The organism is Streptomyces sp. NBC_00207 (genome assembly GCF_045160965.1).
GTDB lineage: Bacteria > Actinomycetota > Actinomycetes > Streptomycetales > Streptomycetaceae > Streptomyces.
Genome location: NZ_CP130715.1, coordinates 2,694,754 through 2,710,000, shown reverse-complemented (window position 1 = coordinate 2,710,000; position 15,247 = coordinate 2,694,754). Strand labels below are relative to the sequence as shown.

Below are 15,247 nucleotides of genomic sequence, written 5' to 3'. Positions count from 1 at the left end.
GTTAAGGGGACCGGTTAGTGCGCTTTCGGGCGTGCGAAGCTGAGAACTTAAGCGCCAGTAAACGGCGGTGGTAACTATAACCATCCTAAGGTAGCGAAATTCCTTGTCGGGTAAGTTCCGACCTGCACGAATGGCGTAACGACTTCTCGACTGTCTCAACCATAGGCCCGGTGAAATTGCACTACGAGTAAAGATGCTCGTTTCGCGCAGCAGGACGGAAAGACCCCGGGACCTTTACTACAGTTTGATATTGGTGTTCGGTTCGGCTTGTGTAGGATAGGTGGGAGACTGTGAAACCCCAACGCCAGTTGGGGTGGAGTCATCGTTGAAATACCACTCTGGTCGTGCTGGATGTCTAACCTCGGTCCGTGATCCGGATCAGGGACAGTGTCTGATGGGTAGTTTAACTGGGGCGGTTGCCTCCCAAAGGGTAACGGAGGCGCCCAAAGGTTCCCTCAGCCTGGTTGGCAATCAGGTGTTGAGTGTAAGTGCACAAGGGAGCTTGACTGTGAGACCGACGGGTCGAGCAGGGACGAAAGTCGGGACTAGTGATCCGGCGGTGGCTTGTGGAAGCGCCGTCGCTCAACGGATAAAAGGTACCCCGGGGATAACAGGCTGATCTTCCCCAAGAGTCCATATCGACGGGATGGTTTGGCACCTCGATGTCGGCTCGTCGCATCCTGGGGCTGGAGTCGGTCCCAAGGGTTGGGCTGTTCGCCCATTAAAGCGGTACGCGAGCTGGGTTTAGAACGTCGTGAGACAGTTCGGTCCCTATCCGCTGTGCGCGTAGGAATATTGAGAAGGGCTGTCCCTAGTACGAGAGGACCGGGACGGACGAACCTCTGGTGTGCCAGTTGTCCTGCCAAGGGCATGGCTGGTTGGCTACGTTCGGGAGGGATAACCGCTGAAAGCATCTAAGCGGGAAGCCTGCTTCAAGATGAGTATTCCCACCTCCTTGAGAGGGTAAGGCTCCCAGTAGACGACTGGGTTGATAGGCCAGATGTGGAAGCCCGGTAACGGGTGAAGCTGACTGGTACTAATAGGCCGAGGGCTTGTCCTCAGTTGCTCGCGTCCACTGTGTTAGTTCTGAAGCAACGAACAGTTGCTGGTTTCTAGAGCTAGAACATAACTACAAAGTGTGCTTGTTCGCTCGAAACCGATAGGGTTTCGGTGGTCATAGCGTTAGGGAAACGCCCGGTTACATTCCGAACCCGGAAGCTAAGCCTTTCAGCGCCGATGGTACTGCAGGGGGGACCCTGTGGGAGAGTAGGACGCCGCCGAACAATCTTTCAAAGGACCCTTGGTCCAGCGTTCAACGCTGGACCAAGGGTCCTTTTTTGTTTCACCTCTTTACGCCGAAGCGCGGCCATGGGTTGGTTGCGCGAGAATGACTAGCGGTACCCCGAAGACAGGAGTCACACCCATGTCCAACTCTCCCGACGATCGTCCGGAGCGCGAGCCTCGGCGCAACGACGGCGGTGACAGGGGCGGCTACCGCGGGGGCCGTGACGACCGTGGTGGCGACCGTCCCCCGTTCCGTCGTGACGACCGTGGTGCCAGTGGCCGTCCGTCCAGTGGCGGTGGCGGCTTCCGTCGCGATGACCGCGGCGGACGTCCCGCCGGCGGTGGCGGCGGCGGTTTCCGCCGTGACGACCGCGGTGGCGACCGTCCCAGCTACCCCCGCCGTGACGACGACCGCGGTGGTCGTCCCTCCGGTGGCGGTGGCGGTGGCGGCGGTTTCCGTCGTGACGACCGTGGTGGGGACCGTCCCAGCTTCCCGCGTCGCGATGACCGTGGCGGGGACCGTCCGTCCTTCCCGCGTCGTGATGACGACCGTGGTGGTTTCCGCGGTGGTCGTGACGACCGTGGCGGCGACCGCCCGTCCTACCCGCGCCGTGATGACCGTGGTGGCGACCGTCCGTCCTACCCGCGCCGTGATGACCGTGGTGGCGAGCGTCCGTCGTACCCGCGTCGTGATGACGACCGTGGTGGTTTCCGCGGTGGTCGTGACGACCGTGGCGGCGACCGCCCGTCCTACCCGCGCCGCGACGACCGCGGTGGCGACCGTCCGTCCTACCCCCGTCGTGACGACCGGGGTGACCGTCCCACCGGTGGTGGCGGCGGCTTCCGCCGGGACAACGACCGTCCCAGCTTCCCGCGCCGTGACGACCGTGGTGGGGACCGTCCGTCCTACCCGCGTCGTGACGACCGGGGCGAGCGTCCCACCGGTGGCGGTGGCGGCGGTTTCCGTCGCGACGACCGCGGTGGCGACCGCCCGTCCTACCCGCGCCGCGACGACCGCGGTGGCGAGCGTCCGTCGTACCCGCGTCGTGATGACGACCGTGGTGGTTTCCGCGGTGGTCGTGACGACCGCGGTGGCGACCGCCCGAGCTACCCCCGTCGCGACGACCGTGGTGGCGACCGTCCCTCGTACCCGCGCCGTGACGACCGGGGCGAGCGTCCCACCGGTGGCGGTGGCGGCGGTTTCCGTCGTGACGACCGCGGTGGCGACCGCCCGTCCTACCCGCGCCGTGATGACCGTGGTGGCGAGCGTCCGTCGTACCCGCGTCGTGATGACGACCGTGGTGGTTTCCGCGGTGGTCGTGACGACCGTGGCGGCGACCGCCCGTCCTACCCCCGTCGCGACGACCGCGGTGGCGACCGCCCGTCGTACCCGCGTCGCGATGACCGGGGCGAGCGTCCCGCCGGTGGCGGTGGCGGCGGTTTCCGTCGCGACGACCGCGGCGGCGACCGCCCGTCCTACCCGCGCCGCGACGACCGCGGTGGCGACCGTGGCGGGTTCCGTGGTGGCCGTGACGATCGCGGCGGCGACCGTGGTGGCTACCGTGGTCGCGATGACCGTGGCGGCGACCGCGACTTCCGCTCCGACCGTGACCCGGTCAAGCGGCTTCCGATCGACGAGGACGTCACCGGCCTCGAGATCGACGCCGATGTGCGTCAGGAGCTGCTGAGCCTGCCCAAGGGCCTGGCCGAAGAGGTCTCGAAGAACCTGGTCATGGTCGCGCGCCTGATCGACGAAGACCCCGAGCAGGCGTACGCGTACTCGCGCATCGCCCTGCGACTGGCCTCCCGTGTCGCCGCCGTCCGCGAGGCCGCCGGCTTCGCCGCGTACGCCACGCAGAAGTACAGCGAGGCCCTCGCCGAGTTCCGCGCCGCCAAGCGCATGACCGGCTCGGTCGAGCTGTGGCCCGTCATGGCCGACTGCGAGCGAGGCCTCGGCCGTCCGGAGCGGGCGCTGGCCATGGCCGGCGAGCCCGAGGTGCAGAAGCTGGACAAGGCCGGCCAGGTCGAGATGCGTCTGGTCGCGGCCGGTGCCCGGCGGGACCAGGGGCAGCTCGAAGCGGCCATCGTGACGCTGCAGAGCCCGGAGCTGGCCTCCAGCTCCGTCCAGCCGTGGACCGCGCGCCTGCGGTACGCCTACGCCGACGCCCTGCTGGCGGCCGGTCGTGAGGACGAGGCGCGCGAGTGGTTCGGCAAGACCCTCGAAGCGGACAAGGACGGGGCCACCGACGCCTCGGACCGCCTCGCCGAGCTCGACGGTGTCGAGTTCGTCGACGCCGCGGTCGACCTGTCCGACGTCGACGTCGATGCCGACGGTGACGCCGACCTCGAGGACGAGATCGTTGACGAGGACGACGAGGACGACGAGGACGAGGCGGAGATCGCCGCGGCCGAGCGCGCCTCCGATGTCGCCGAGTACTACGACGAGGACGACGAGGAGTACGAGCCGCTGGAGCAGTCCGCGGCCGACACCGACGCCGACGCGCAGGACTCGGGCCGCGACAAGGCCTGAAGCACGGTGAGTGACTGAGAAAGGGCGGTACCCCCGGTGGGGTACCGCCCTTTCCCATGTCCTGAGTGGTTCAGCCGAGGCCCCGCAGGACCAGGCCGGTGGCCGGTTTCGGTCCGAAGGAGGTGGACTTCCGGGGCATGGTGACGCCCTGGCGGGCCAGGTCCCGTACGACTTCCTCCCGTACGGGGTGCAGCAGGACGGCGGTGCCCCCGTGGCGTTCGGCCATGGCCACGGTGGACGCGGCGTCGTGGATGTACGTGATCTCCTCGGGGGCGTCCGGAACGTGCCAGAGGGCGTCGAGGAGGGTCGCGTGCAGGACGGTGGCGTCCAGCCGGCGCCAGGCCTCCGGGCGGTCGTGGCGGACCGTGCGGTCGAGGAGCGCCAGGTCTGGATCGGTGACCAGGTGGAAGGTGCCGTCGCCGGTGAGGAGGAAGGCGTTGCCCCGTTCCGAGGCGTCCGCGAGGGCGTCCAGGGCCAGCGGGAGCGGCCCGTCGACCGGAGTGACGCGGAAGTGGCCGCCGAGGGCGGCGAGGGCGTCGGCGACCGGGAGCCGGCGCAGCATCCGGTGGATGGCGCGGACCTGGAGCGGGTAGCGGGCGGTGTCCACGAGGAGGACCAGGCCGAAGTCCCACGCGGTGGGGGAGCCGTGCTCCTCCTGGAGGCGCAGGTAGGTCGCCCAGCGGTGGTGGCCGTCGGCGATGAGTGCCTGGCGGTGGCTGAGATCCGCCGTGACGGTGGCCAGCTCGGCCGGGTCCGTGATGGCCCAGAGGCGGTGCTGGAAGCCGTCCTCGGTGGTGGTGGACAGCAGCGGTGCGCGCCGGGCGGTCCGCTCGATGACCGCGGCCGCGCCCGTGCCGGGGTCGTCGCCCCGGTAGGTGAGCAGGAGCGGTTCGAGATTGGCGGAAGTGGCCCGCATCAGGCCGGCCCGGTCGGTGACCACGTCGGGCATGACGTCCTCGTGGGGGAGGACGATGCCGGCGTCCGCGGTGGACAGGGCGAGGGCACCGATGACGCCGCGCTGGAGCAGGCCGGCCTTGCGCTGCTCGTACACGTAGAGCGCGGGTTCGGGGTCGGCGCTGAGGATGCCCTCGGAGAGCCAGTCGTGCAGGGTGCGGGCGGCCTGTTCGTTGCGTGCGGCCGGGGTGCCGGCCTGCGGGAGAATCAGGCGCACGATGTTGTGCGGGTCGGCGGATTCGAGGTGGTCGACTCCGTCGGGGCGCACGACCACGTCGTACGGCGGGGAGGTGACGGCCGCGAGGCTGCCGACGCGCTCCGGGACGTAGCGCAGGCCATGGAACGGGATCAGTCGCAGCCCTTGGTCCGCGGTGCCAGGTGTGGTCATTGGTGCATGGTAAGTCGCGTCTCGCCATGCGGGATGATCGGGGCAGTGCAGAATCGGACAAGATCGATCTCCCCCCCGGCCGGCGCTGGGAGGGCCCCCAGAGGAGCGGACGCGATGACCCGGCAGAGCAGGACCAGTCCCGCGGCGAGTGAGCAGAGCCTGCACCAGGCGTACGACACCGCGCTGCTGGACCTCGACGGCGTGGTGTACGCGGGCGGCGAGGCCATCGCGTACGCGGTGGAATCCCTGGCCGCGGCCCGGGCCGACGGGATGCACCTCGCCTACGTCACCAACAACGCGCTGCGGACCCCGGACGCCGTCGCGGAGCACCTGAGCGAGCTGGGCATCCCGACCGAGGCGGCCGAGGTGATCACCTCGGCGCAGGCGGTGGCCCGGCTGATCGCGGAGCAGGTGGAGCCGGCGTCGAAGGTGCTGGTGATCGGCGGGGAGGGACTGCGGGTCGCGCTGCGCGAGCGCGGCCTCGTGCCGGTGGACTCGGCCGAGGAGGCGGGCCTGGCGGCGGTGGTGCAGGGGTACGGGGGGCCCGAACTGCCCTGGGGGCGGTTCGCGGAGGCCTCGTACGCGATCAACCGCGGAGTGCCGTGGTACGTGTCGAACACCGACCTGACGATCCCCGGGGCGCGCGGGATCGGGCCGGGCAACGGGGCCGCGGTGGAGGTCGTACGGATCGCCACGGGCGCGGAGCCGCAGGTGGCGGGCAAGCCGCTGCCCCCGATGCACCGGGAGACGGTGCTGCGGACCGGGGCGGAGCGGCCGCTGGTGGTCGGGGACCGGCTGGACACCGACATCGAGGGTGCCTTCAACGGGGAGGTGGACTCGCTGCTCGTGCTGACCGGAGTGACGGACGCGGAGCAGCTGGTGCGGGCCGAGCCGAGGCACCGGCCGACGTACGTGGACCGGGACCTGCGGGGGCTGCTGACCGGGCAGCCGGAGGTGGAACCCGTCGCGGAGGGCTTCCAGTGCGGCGGCTGGACCGCGGTCGCGCTGAACCGCGGTGTGCTGGAGCTGCGGGGGGACGGCGGGGATCCGGTCGACGGGCTGCGGGCGCTGTGCGCGGCGGCCTGGACGGTGGCCGGGGACGGGGTCTGCACGCTGGACGCGGCCAAGGCCCTGGCCAGGCTGGGTCTTTAGGGCGCAAGGGGGGATCCGGCCAGGCTGCAGGATAGGTTAGCCTAACCTGCGTGTTGGTCGAGAGTCCCCCCGAATCCGAACCGAGCGCGGCGCCCGAACGGGCCGCCGCCGCCCGCCCGCGCCATGCCGCGCGCGCCGCCGGTCTGCTCGCCGCCCTCGCGGTGCTGGCGCTGATCGCCGTCGTGAGCATCGCCGTGGGCGCCAAGCAGATGCCGCTCGACGAGGTCTGGCACGGCCTGTTCGCCTACGCGGGGACGCCCTCCGACGTGGTGGTGCGGGACCTGCGGGTGCCGCGCACGCTCCTCGGCCTGCTGGTCGGCCTCGGCCTCGGTCTGTCCGGCGCGGTGATGCAGGCGCTGACCCGCAACCCGCTGGCCGAGCCCGGCATCCTCGGCGTCAACGCCGGCGCCGCGGCCGCCGTGGTCTCCGCGATCAGCTTCTTCGGCGCGACGTCGATCCGTGAGTTCGTGTGGTGGGCCTTCCTCGGCGCCGCCGTCGTCTCGGTCGTCGTGTACGTGCTCGGAGGCAGCCGCAGCGCGACCCCGGTACGCCTCGCGCTCGCCGGTACGGCGGCCAGCGCGGCCCTGGTCGGGTACATCAACGCCGTGCAGCTCTTGGACAGCAAGGCGCTCGACAAGCTCCGCTTCTGGACGGTGGGTTCGCTGGCCTCGGCCAACATGGACACCGTCCGGCAGGTGGCCCCCTTCCTGCTCGTCGGCGCGGTGCTCGCGCTGTCGCTGGGCCGGCCGCTGAACGCGATGGCCATGGGCGACGACACGGCGCGGGCGCTCGGCGCGCACCTGACGCGGACCCGGATCGGCGCCATGGTCGCCATCACCCTGCTGTGCGGTGCGGCGACCGCCGCGTGCGGGCCCATCGTCTTCATCGGGCTGATGATCCCGCACCTCGTGCGGGCGTTCACCGGTCCCGACATGCGCTGGGTGCTCGCGTACTCGGCCGTCCTGTCACCCGTCCTGCTGCTCGGCGCCGACGTCGTCGGCCGTGTCGTCACCCGGCCCGCCGAACTGCAGGTCGGCGTCGTGACCGCGCTCATCGGCGGACCCGTCTTCATCTACCTGGTTCGGCGCAAGAGGATGGCCCAGCTGTGACCGTGACCGCGACCGTGGACGACACCTCTCGCAAGGGCCGGTCCGGGCCCCGTCCGCTGCACCTGCCCGGCGGGATCTCGCTGCGCGTCGAGGGGCGCGCGCTGGCCGTCGGGCTCCTGCTCGCCGCCGTGACGTTCGCGCTGGCCGTCGTGCTCATCGGCACCGGCGACTTCCAGATCGCACCGTGGGACGTCGTCCAGACCCTGCTGGGCAACGGCACCCCCGCCAACGACTTCATCGTCAACGACCTGCGGCTGCCGCGGGTCCTGGTCGCCCTGCTCGTCGGAGCCTCCCTCGGGATGGCCGGAGCGGTCTTCCAGTCGGTCTCCCGCAATCCGCTCGGCTCGCCCGACCTGCTCGGCTTCGGCTACGGCTCCGTGGTCGGCGCGCTCGTCGTCATCATCCTCTTCAAGGGCGATGCCAACGAGGTGGCCGTCGGCGCGCTGGCCGGCGGCCTGCTGGCCGGAGCCGCCGTCTACCTGCTGGCGTACAAGCAGGGCATCCAGGGCTACCGGCTGGTGCTGGTCGGCATCGGCGCCTCCGCCATGCTCATCGCCGTGATCCAGTACCTGATCACGAAGGCCCAGATGATCGAGGCCACCCGCGCCACGGTCTGGCTGACCGGCTCGCTGGCCGGCCGCGACTGGGCGCAGGTGTGGCCGCTGCTCGCGGTCTGCGCGGTGCTCTTCCCGCTCGTCCTCGGGCAGGGCAGGGCCCTGCGGATGATGGAGATGGGCGACGACGCCGCGTACGCCCTCGGGGTACGGGTCGAGCGGACGCGGCTGCTGCTGATGCTCGCCGCGATCCTGCTCACCACCGCGGCGAGCGCGGCGGCCGGGCCCGTCAGCTTCGTCGCGCTGGCCGCGCCGCAGCTGGCCCGGCGGCTCACCCGCTCGCCCGGCGGGAACCTGCTGACGGCCGCACTGATGGGCTCGGTGCTGCTGATGGTGTCCGACTGGGCCTCGCAGCGCGCCTTCGGCGCCGACCAGTTGCCGGTGGGCGTGGTGACCGGGCTGGTCGGCGGTGTCTACCTGCTCTGGCTGCTCGTCACCGAGCGCAAGGCGGGACGTATATGAACCTGATGAGGAGTACGCAAGTGCAGCGGCTGACCGCGGAGAACGTGACGCTCGGCTACGACCAGCGGGTCATCGCCGAGAACCTGTCGGTGGAGATCCCCGACAACTCCTTCACGGTGATCGTCGGCCCCAACGCCTGCGGCAAGTCCACGCTGCTGCGGGCCCTGTCGCGGATGCTGAAGCCGGCCGCCGGACGGGTGCTGCTGGACGGGCAGGTCATCGGGTCGATGCCGGCGAAGAAGGTCGCCAAGACACTCGGGCTGCTCCCGCAGTCCTCGATCGCGCCGGACGGCATCACGGTGGCCGACCTGGTCGCGCGCGGCCGGTACCCGCACCAGGGGCTGCTGCGGCAGTGGTCGGCCGAGGACGAGCGGGTCGTGAACGAGTCCATGGCCTCGACCGGGGTCGCCGAACTCGCCGACCGGGCCGTCGACGAGCTGTCGGGCGGGCAGCGGCAGCGGGTGTGGATCGCGATGGCGCTGGCCCAGCAGACGCCGCTGCTGCTGCTCGACGAGCCGACGACCTACCTGGACATCCAGCACCAGATCGACGTGCTGGACCTGTGCGCGGAGCTGCACGAGAACCAGGGGCGGACGCTGGTCGCGGTGCTGCACGACCTGAACCACGCGGCCCGCTACGCGACGCACCTGATCGCGATGCGGGGCGGGAAGGTCGTGGCGGAGGGGCCGCCGACGGAGGTGGTCACCGCGGAGCTGGTGGAGCAGGTGTTCGGCCTGAAGTGCCAGATCATCGACGACCCGGAGACGGGGACGCCGCTGGTGATCCCCGCCGCGCGCCGGTCCCGTGTGGGGGCTCAGGCCGTGGTGTAGCGGGTGCCCCCGCCGTTGCCGGGGGCGCTGCCCCGCGCCTCGAAACTTGCCTAGAGCAGGCTCTTGAGGCGTAGGAGGTCGCGGAAGCCGGCTTCCAGTCTGACCCGGCCGGAGGCCCAGGCCTTGGCGAACTTGAGCTCGCCCGCGACCATGGCGAGGAGGTCGTCGCCCGTCATCGCGAGGCGGATCTCGGCCTTGGCGGCCGGCGGGCCGGGGGCGACCGCGTCCACGCGGATGCGGCCTCCGTCCAGGCGGCCCGTGAACGTCTCGTCGAGGTCCGTGATGTGGCAGCTCAGGGAGCGGTCGAGCGCGGCCGCGCCGCGTACGCCGCCGTCGGCCCGGGCGAGATTGCCGGAGAGGGTGTCGAGTGCTTCGCGGCACTCCTGGATCGTAGCCATCGTGATCACGACCGTACCGCAGAGCCATGCGTGGTCGCGGGGCGCTTCGGGGTAGCGTCGGGGCATGACCGACGAAGCCCAGGGCGCAGCAGAAGCCGACGGCGAAGCCTCCGCCGGGCCCGCGGGGCCCGTGGCGCTGGGCGTCGTACGCACTCCCACCGGACACGCCGGCGTGGACGCGCACCTGGCGCGGCTGGCGGACGCGGACCACCTCGCGGCGGACGGACACGTCGAGGTGTACGAGGATGTCCACAGGGGGCTGCGCGAGGCGCTGACCGCGCTGGACGCACCGCCCGTCCCTGGTCCGTACGAAAACAGGAGCTGAACCGAACGTGGCAGGAGTGGCACGCCGCCGCCTGGACGCCGAACTGGTACGCCGCAGCATGGCCCGCTCGCGCGAGCACGCCGCGCAGCTGATCGCCGCGGGCCGGGTGACCGTGGGCGGCACCACCGCGACCAAGGCCGCCACCCAGGTCGAGACGAGCGCGGCTCTGGTCGTCCTCAAGGACGACAGCGATCCCGACTACGTCTCGCGGGGCGGCCACAAGCTCGCGGGCGCCCTGGCGGCCTTCCAGCCGCAGGGGCTGCGCGTGGAGGGCCGCCGCGCGCTGGACGCCGGGGCCTCCACGGGCGGGTTCACCGACGTGCTGCTGCGCGCGGGCGTCGCCCACGTGGTCGCCGTCGACGTCGGCTACGGGCAGCTCGCCTGGTCGCTGCAGAGCGACGACCGGGTGACGGTCAAGGACCGGACGAACGTGCGCGAGCTGACGGTCGAGCAGATCGACGGAGTCGCGGTGGACCTCGTCGTCGGTGACCTGTCCTTCATCTCCATCGGGCTGGTGCTGCCCGCGCTCGTACGGTGCTGCGCGCCCGACGCGGACCTGGTGCTGATGGTCAAGCCGCAGTTCGAGGTCGGCAAGGACCGGCTGGGCAGCGGCGGAGTGGTGCGCAGCCCGGAGCTCCGGGCGGAGGCCGTGCGCGAGGTCGCGGCGCAGGCGGCGAAGCTCGGTCTGGGCGTTGTCGGCGTGACGGCGAGTCCCCTGCCGGGGCCGTCGGGCAACGTCGAGTACTTTCTGTGGCTGCGGGCGGGGGCACCGGCACTCGACCCGGCGGATGTTGACCGTGCAGTGGCGGAGGGGCCGCAGTGACAGATTCAACGGGGGAACGCACCGTCTTCCTGCTCGCGCACACCGGGCGGCCGGCGGCCATCCGCAGCGCCGAGCTGGTCGTGAAGGGGCTGCTGCGCTGCGGTCTGGGCGTACGCGTCTTCGCACACGAGGCGGTGGACCTGCCGCTGCCGCCCGAGGTGGAGCTCGTGACCGAGTCCACCCCGGGGGTGCTCGACGGGTGTGAGCTGCTGATCGTGCTGGGCGGCGACGGGACCCTGCTGCGGGGCGCGGAGTTCGCGCGCGCCTCCGGGGTGCCGATGCTGGGCGTCAACCTGGGCCGGGTGGGGTTCCTCGCCGAGGCCGAGCGCGACGACCTCGACAAGGTCGTGGACCGGGTGGTGTCGCGCTCGTACGAGGTCGAGGAGCGGATGACCCTCGACGTGGTCGTGCGCACGAACGGGGACGTGGTCCACCGGGACTGGGCGCTGAACGAGGCCGCGGTCCAGAAGGTGTCCCCGGAGCGGATGCTGGAGGTGGTCCTGGAGATCGACGGGCGCCCGGTGACCGGCTTCGGCTGTGACGGGATCGTCTGCGCGACTCCGACGGGCTCGACGGCCTACGCCTTCTCCGCGGGCGGGCCGGTGGTCTGGCCGGAGGTGGAGGCGCTGCTGATGGTGCCGATCAGCGCGCACGCGCTGTTCGCGAAGCCGCTGGTGACCTCGCCCACCTCGGTGCTGGCGGTGGAGGTGCAGGCCGGCACCCCGCACGGCGTCCTGTGGTGCGACGGCCGGCGCATGCTGGAGCTGCCGTCCGGAGCCCGTGTGGAGGTCCGTCGCGGGGCGGTGCCCGTGCGGCTCGCCCGGCTGCACCACGCGTCCTTCACGGACCGGCTCGTCGCGAAGTTCGCACTGCCCGTGTCCGGTTGGCGCGGGGCGCCCCACTAGCGGGTGTCCCGGCCTGTCGCCCTTCGCCCGTAATAGCACATCCGTTCGGAGAACTCGGGACGGGTGACGTCACATGGCACCGGTGAAACCTCGGTATCGTCGTCCCGTGCTTGAGGAGATGCGGATACGGTCGCTCGGGGTCATCGACGACGCGGTGGTCGAGCTGTCGCCCGGTTTCACCGCGGTGACCGGCGAGACCGGCGCGGGCAAGACGATGGTCGTCACCAGCCTCGGGCTGCTGCTCGGCGGTCGCGCCGACCCGGCCCTGGTGCGGATCGGGGCCAAGGCCGCGGTCGTCGAGGGCCGCATCGTCATGCGCCCCGGCGCGCCCGCCGCCGTACGCGCCGAGGAGGCCGGGGCGGAGCTCGACGACGGCGCCCTGCTGATCAGCCGGACCGTGTCCGCCGAGGGGCGCTCGCGCGCCCACGTCGGCGGCCGCTCCGTGCCCGTCGGCCTGCTCGGCGAGCTCGCGGACGACCTGGTCGCCGTACACGGGCAGACCGACCAGCAGGGGCTGCTGCGCCCGGCCCGGCAGCGGCAGGCGCTCGACCGGTACGCCGGCGACGCCGTCGCCGTCCCGCTGGAGAAGTACGGCTCCGCCTACCGCAGGCTGCGCGCCGTCGCCGTCGAGCTGGAGGAGATCACCACCCGGGCCCGGGAACGGGCCCAGGAGGCGGACCTGCTGCGCTTCGGGCTGGACGAGATCGCGGCCGTGGAGCCGGTGGCCGGCGAGGACACCGAGCTGGCGGCCGAGGCCGAGCGGCTCGGGCACGCCGAATCGCTGGCCTCGGCGGCGCAGCAGGCGCACGCCGCGCTCGCGGGCAATCCCGAGGACCCGGAGGCCATCGACGCGAACATGCTCGTCGCGGGCGCCCACCGGGCCCTGGAATCCGTACGGTCGCACGACCCGGCGCTCGGCGCGCTCGCCGAGCGGATCGGGGAGCTGGGCATCCTGCTGTCCGACGTGGCCGGAGAGCTCGCGGGCTACGCCGACGACCTGGATGCCGATCCGCTGCGGCTCGCCGCGGTGGAGGAGCGACGGGCGGCCCTGACCCAGCTGACCCGCAAGTACGGCTCCGACGGCACCGTGGACGCCGTACTGCAATGGGCCGAGCAGGGCGCGGCGCGGCTGCTCGAACTGGACGGCGACGACGAGCGGATCACGGAGCTGACCGTCGAACGCGACGGGCTGCGCTCCGAACTGTCGCTGCTGGCCCAGGCGCTGACGGACGCCCGGGTGGAGGCGGCGACCCGCTTCGCCTCCGCCGTGACGGAGGAGCTGGCCTCGCTGGCGATGCCGCACGCCCGGGTGACGATCGACGTCCGGCAGGCCGAGGACCCCGAAGGAGTGGACGTGGACGGCCGCCCGGTCGCCTACGGCCCTTCCGGCGCGGACGAGGTCGAACTGCTGCTGGCCCCGCACCCCGGCGCCCAGCCGCGGCCGATCGCCAAGGGCGCCTCGGGCGGTGAGCTGTCCCGGGTGATGCTCGCCGTGGAGGTCGTCTTCGCCGGCTCCGACCCCGTGCCGACCTACCTCTTCGACGAGGTCGACGCGGGAGTCGGCGGCAAGGCGGCGGTCGAGGTGGGCCGGCGCCTCGCGAAGCTCGCCAAGACGGCTCAGGTCGTGGTCGTCACGCACCTGCCGCAGGTGGCGGCCTTCGCGGACCGCCAGCTGCTCGTCGAGAAGACCAACGACGGGTCCGTCACCAGGAGCGGGGTCACCATCCTCGAGGGCGAGGACCGGATCCGCGAGCTGTCGCGCATGCTGGCGGGGCACGAGGACTCGGTCTCCGCCCGGGCACACGCCGAGGAACTGCTGGCGGCGGCGCGCGCGGACGCGTGAACCGGCTCCAGGCGACACGGATGCAGCAGGCCCGGCGCGCACGCGCGGCGGGCCCTGCGCCGTGTCCGCGGCCGTTTCCGGGCCGTTGCGGCCCCTTCGCGGGCAGCGCCGGGGTGACGCGGTGCTAGGCCGTGTGGGTGAGGCTGGGGGGTGTCCGGCGGTATCTCGTACGGGATCCGCACCCGTATGGTCCCGGAACGCGCGTGCGGACTGGCATCCTTGGCGACGTCTCTGACTCCCACACCCTGGAGCTTCGGCCCGTGAGCAGCTCCCCGGTCTCCACCTCCCTCCCGGCACAGCCCTATGGGCGCCAGCCGCTCCGCACCGTCCAGGTCCTCGGCGACGGCGCGGGCGCGGGCAGCTGTGCGCACGTACGGTCGCTCGCGACCGGGCTCGCCGCGCGCGGCGTACGGGTCACGGTGTGTGCGCCCGTCCAGGCCGAGGGGGAGTACGACTTCACCGGCGCCGGAGCGCAGTTCGCACCCGACGCGGTGAGCGTGCTGCGGGCCGCGTGCGCCGGAGCGGACGTCGTGCACGCGCACGGCGTGCGCGCCGCGATGCGCGCCGCGCTGGCCATACGGGGACGCCGGGTGCCGCTGGTGGTGAGCTGGCACGGCGACGGGCCGACGGCCGCGGGCGCGCTGGGACGGCTGAGCCGGATGCTGGAACGGCACGTGGCACGGGCCGCGGCCGTGGTCCTCGGCGCCTCCTCGGACCTGGTGGACCTCGCACGGCTGCGGGGCGCCCGGGACGCGCGGCTGGCGCCGGTGGCGGTACCGGCGTACCCGGACGGTCCGGACGGCCGGGGCGCGGCGGACCCGGGCAAGGTGCGGGCGGAACTGGGGGCGGTCGGACGGCCGTTGCTGATCACCGTCGGAAGCCTGGTCCCGCACCGCGGATACTCCCTGCTGCTCGACGCGGCACGGGAGTGGCGGACGCTGGACCCGGCCCCGCTGCTGGTCGTCGCCGGCGAAGGGCCGCTACGGGCCGAACTGTCGCGGCGGATCGAGGCCGAGGGGCTCCCGGTACGGCTGCTGGGGCGCCGCCGGGACGCGGCGCAGCTGCTGGCGGCGGCGGACCTGGCGGTACTGCCGAGCCGGCGCGAGGCGCGGGCCCTGCTGGCGCAGGAGGCGCTGCGGGTGGGCGTGCCGCTGGTGGCCACGGCGGTGGGGGGCGTGCCCGAACTGGTGGGGGAGGGCGCGGTGCTGGTCCCGCCGGGGGATGCGGCGGCGCTCGCGTCGGCCGTGACCGGCCTGCTGGCGGATCCGGAGCGGCGGGATGCGCTGGCCGCGGCGGGGCGGGTGCAGGCGGCGACGTGGCCGTCCGAGGACGACACCGTCGCGCAGGTCCTGTCCGTCTACGACGAACTGATGGAACGCCGCCGGTAGCCTCCCGGCGGGGCCGCAGGGGGCGGCCTGCAGGGGCTCCGCCCCCGAGCCCCCGCGCCTCAAGCGCCGGCGAGGCTCAAAGACCGGGGCTCCGCCCCGAACCCCGCGCCTCAAACGCCGGCGGGGCTGGAATTGCCCGGCGAGGCCGGAAGATCGGGGCTCAGCCCTGGACCCCGCGCCTCAAGCGTCGGCGGGGCTGGAATTGCCCGGCGGGGCTGGATCTTTCAGCCCGTCCGGCGTTT

General features: G+C 72.2%; 13 protein-coding genes and 2 rRNA genes (1 of these 15 cut by a window edge). 13 read left to right on the top strand and 2 right to left on the bottom strand.

Annotated elements, in window-relative coordinates:
* From OG472_RS12960 to OG472_RS12945, 4 genes are all read left to right on the top strand, one after another.
* Positions 1–1,060, top strand: a 23S ribosomal RNA gene (locus tag OG472_RS12960) (it extends 2,064 nt beyond the left edge of the window).
* A gap of 106 nt (positions 1,061–1,166) precedes the next feature.
* A 5S ribosomal RNA gene (gene rrf / locus OG472_RS12955) occupies positions 1,167–1,283 on the top strand.
* 222 nt (positions 1,284–1,505) lie between these two features.
* Positions 1,506–2,972, top strand: coding sequence for a hypothetical protein (locus OG472_RS12950; RefSeq protein ID WP_405941442.1), 1,467 nt, complete (start codon positions 1,506–1,508; stop codon positions 2,970–2,972).
* Positions 2,969–3,814 (top strand): hypothetical protein, encoded by an 846-nt coding sequence (locus OG472_RS12945; RefSeq protein WP_401609656.1) that lies wholly within the window; start codon positions 2,969–2,971, stop codon positions 3,812–3,814. Before OG472_RS12950 ends, OG472_RS12945 begins: the two co-directional genes overlap by 4 nt.
* A gap of 70 nt (positions 3,815–3,884) precedes the next feature.
* Here OG472_RS12945 and OG472_RS12940 read toward each other — a convergent pair whose 3' ends face one another.
* The gene (locus OG472_RS12940) at positions 3,885–5,156 is read right to left on the bottom strand and encodes a DUF1015 family protein (protein WP_405941441.1); all 1,272 of its coding nucleotides are present in this window, start codon (positions 5,154–5,156) and stop codon (positions 3,885–3,887) included.
* A 114-nt stretch (positions 5,157–5,270) separates the two neighbouring features.
* Between OG472_RS12940 and OG472_RS12935 the strand changes: the two genes are divergently transcribed.
* Genes OG472_RS12935 through OG472_RS12920 form a run of 4 tightly spaced genes read left to right on the top strand, consistent with a single transcriptional unit; the run spans position 5,271 to position 9,323 of the window.
* Entirely contained in the window at positions 5,271–6,308 is a 1,038-nt protein-coding gene (locus OG472_RS12935; RefSeq protein ID WP_383573163.1) for an HAD hydrolase-like protein, read from the top strand.
* Between the two features lie 50 nt (positions 6,309–6,358).
* Positions 6,359–7,417 carry a FecCD family ABC transporter permease gene (locus OG472_RS12930; RefSeq protein ID WP_405829544.1) on the top strand — a complete coding sequence of 353 codons (1,059 nt, stop codon included), beginning with the start codon at positions 6,359–6,361 and terminating at the stop codon, positions 7,415–7,417.
* 2 nt (positions 7,418–7,419) lie between these two features.
* Positions 7,420–8,493: a FecCD family ABC transporter permease gene (locus OG472_RS12925; RefSeq protein ID WP_405834854.1), complete on the top strand. Its 1,074-nt coding sequence runs from the start codon at positions 7,420–7,422 to the stop codon at positions 8,491–8,493.
* Positions 8,490–9,323 carry an ABC transporter ATP-binding protein gene (locus tag OG472_RS12920; protein WP_405941440.1) on the top strand — a complete coding sequence of 278 codons (834 nt, stop codon included), beginning with the start codon at positions 8,490–8,492 and terminating at the stop codon, positions 9,321–9,323. Before OG472_RS12925 ends, OG472_RS12920 begins: the two co-directional genes overlap by 4 nt.
* A 50-nt stretch (positions 9,324–9,373) precedes the next feature.
* Here the strand turns inward: OG472_RS12920 and OG472_RS12915 are convergent, their stop codons facing one another.
* Entirely contained in the window at positions 9,374–9,721 is a 348-nt protein-coding gene (locus tag OG472_RS12915; RefSeq protein ID WP_401608913.1) for an SCP2 sterol-binding domain-containing protein, read from the bottom strand.
* Between the two features lie 64 nt (positions 9,722–9,785).
* Here OG472_RS12915 and OG472_RS12910 point away from each other — a divergent pair, with 64 nt between their 5' ends.
* From OG472_RS12910 to OG472_RS12890, 5 genes are all read left to right on the top strand, one after another.
* Complete coding sequence (locus OG472_RS12910; protein ID WP_351588206.1) at positions 9,786–10,046, top strand: hypothetical protein; 261 nt, start codon at positions 9,786–9,788, stop codon at positions 10,044–10,046.
* Between the two features lie 7 nt (positions 10,047–10,053).
* Entirely contained in the window at positions 10,054–10,869 is an 816-nt protein-coding gene (locus tag OG472_RS12905; RefSeq protein ID WP_361769203.1) for a TlyA family RNA methyltransferase, read from the top strand.
* Positions 10,866–11,774 carry an NAD kinase gene (locus OG472_RS12900; protein WP_361769205.1) on the top strand — a complete coding sequence of 303 codons (909 nt, stop codon included), beginning with the start codon at positions 10,866–10,868 and terminating at the stop codon, positions 11,772–11,774. Before OG472_RS12905 ends, OG472_RS12900 begins: the two co-directional genes overlap by 4 nt.
* 118 nt (positions 11,775–11,892) lie before the next feature.
* The gene (recN, locus tag OG472_RS12895; RefSeq protein ID WP_401609659.1) at positions 11,893–13,617 is read left to right on the top strand and encodes a DNA repair protein RecN; all 1,725 of its coding nucleotides are present in this window, start codon (positions 11,893–11,895) and stop codon (positions 13,615–13,617) included.
* Between the two features lie 260 nt (positions 13,618–13,877).
* On the top strand, positions 13,878–15,005 hold the full coding sequence (locus OG472_RS12890) for a glycosyltransferase family 4 protein (protein WP_405941439.1): 1,128 nt from the start codon (positions 13,878–13,880) through the stop codon (positions 15,003–15,005).
* Positions 15,006–15,247: the final 242 nt, after the last annotated feature.

What these genes read in the sequence shown, in the direction of transcription:
- OG472_RS12935 (WP_383573163.1), top strand. Translation starts at nt 5,271, where the DNA reads ATGACCCGGCAGAGCAGGACCAGTCCCGCGGCGAGTGAGCAGAGCCTG.
- OG472_RS12940 (WP_405941441.1), bottom strand. Translation starts at nt 5,156, where the DNA reads ATGACCACACCTGGCACCGCGGACCAAGGGCTGCGACTGATCCCGTTC.
- OG472_RS12920 (WP_405941440.1), top strand. Translation starts at nt 8,490, where the DNA reads ATGAACCTGATGAGGAGTACGCAAGTGCAGCGGCTGACCGCGGAGAAC.
- OG472_RS12915 (WP_401608913.1), bottom strand. Translation starts at nt 9,721, where the DNA reads ATGGCTACGATCCAGGAGTGCCGCGAAGCACTCGACACCCTCTCCGGC.
- recN (WP_401609659.1), top strand. Translation starts at nt 11,893, where the DNA reads ATGCGGATACGGTCGCTCGGGGTCATCGACGACGCGGTGGTCGAGCTG.
- OG472_RS12910 (WP_351588206.1), top strand. Translation starts at nt 9,786, where the DNA reads ATGACCGACGAAGCCCAGGGCGCAGCAGAAGCCGACGGCGAAGCCTCC.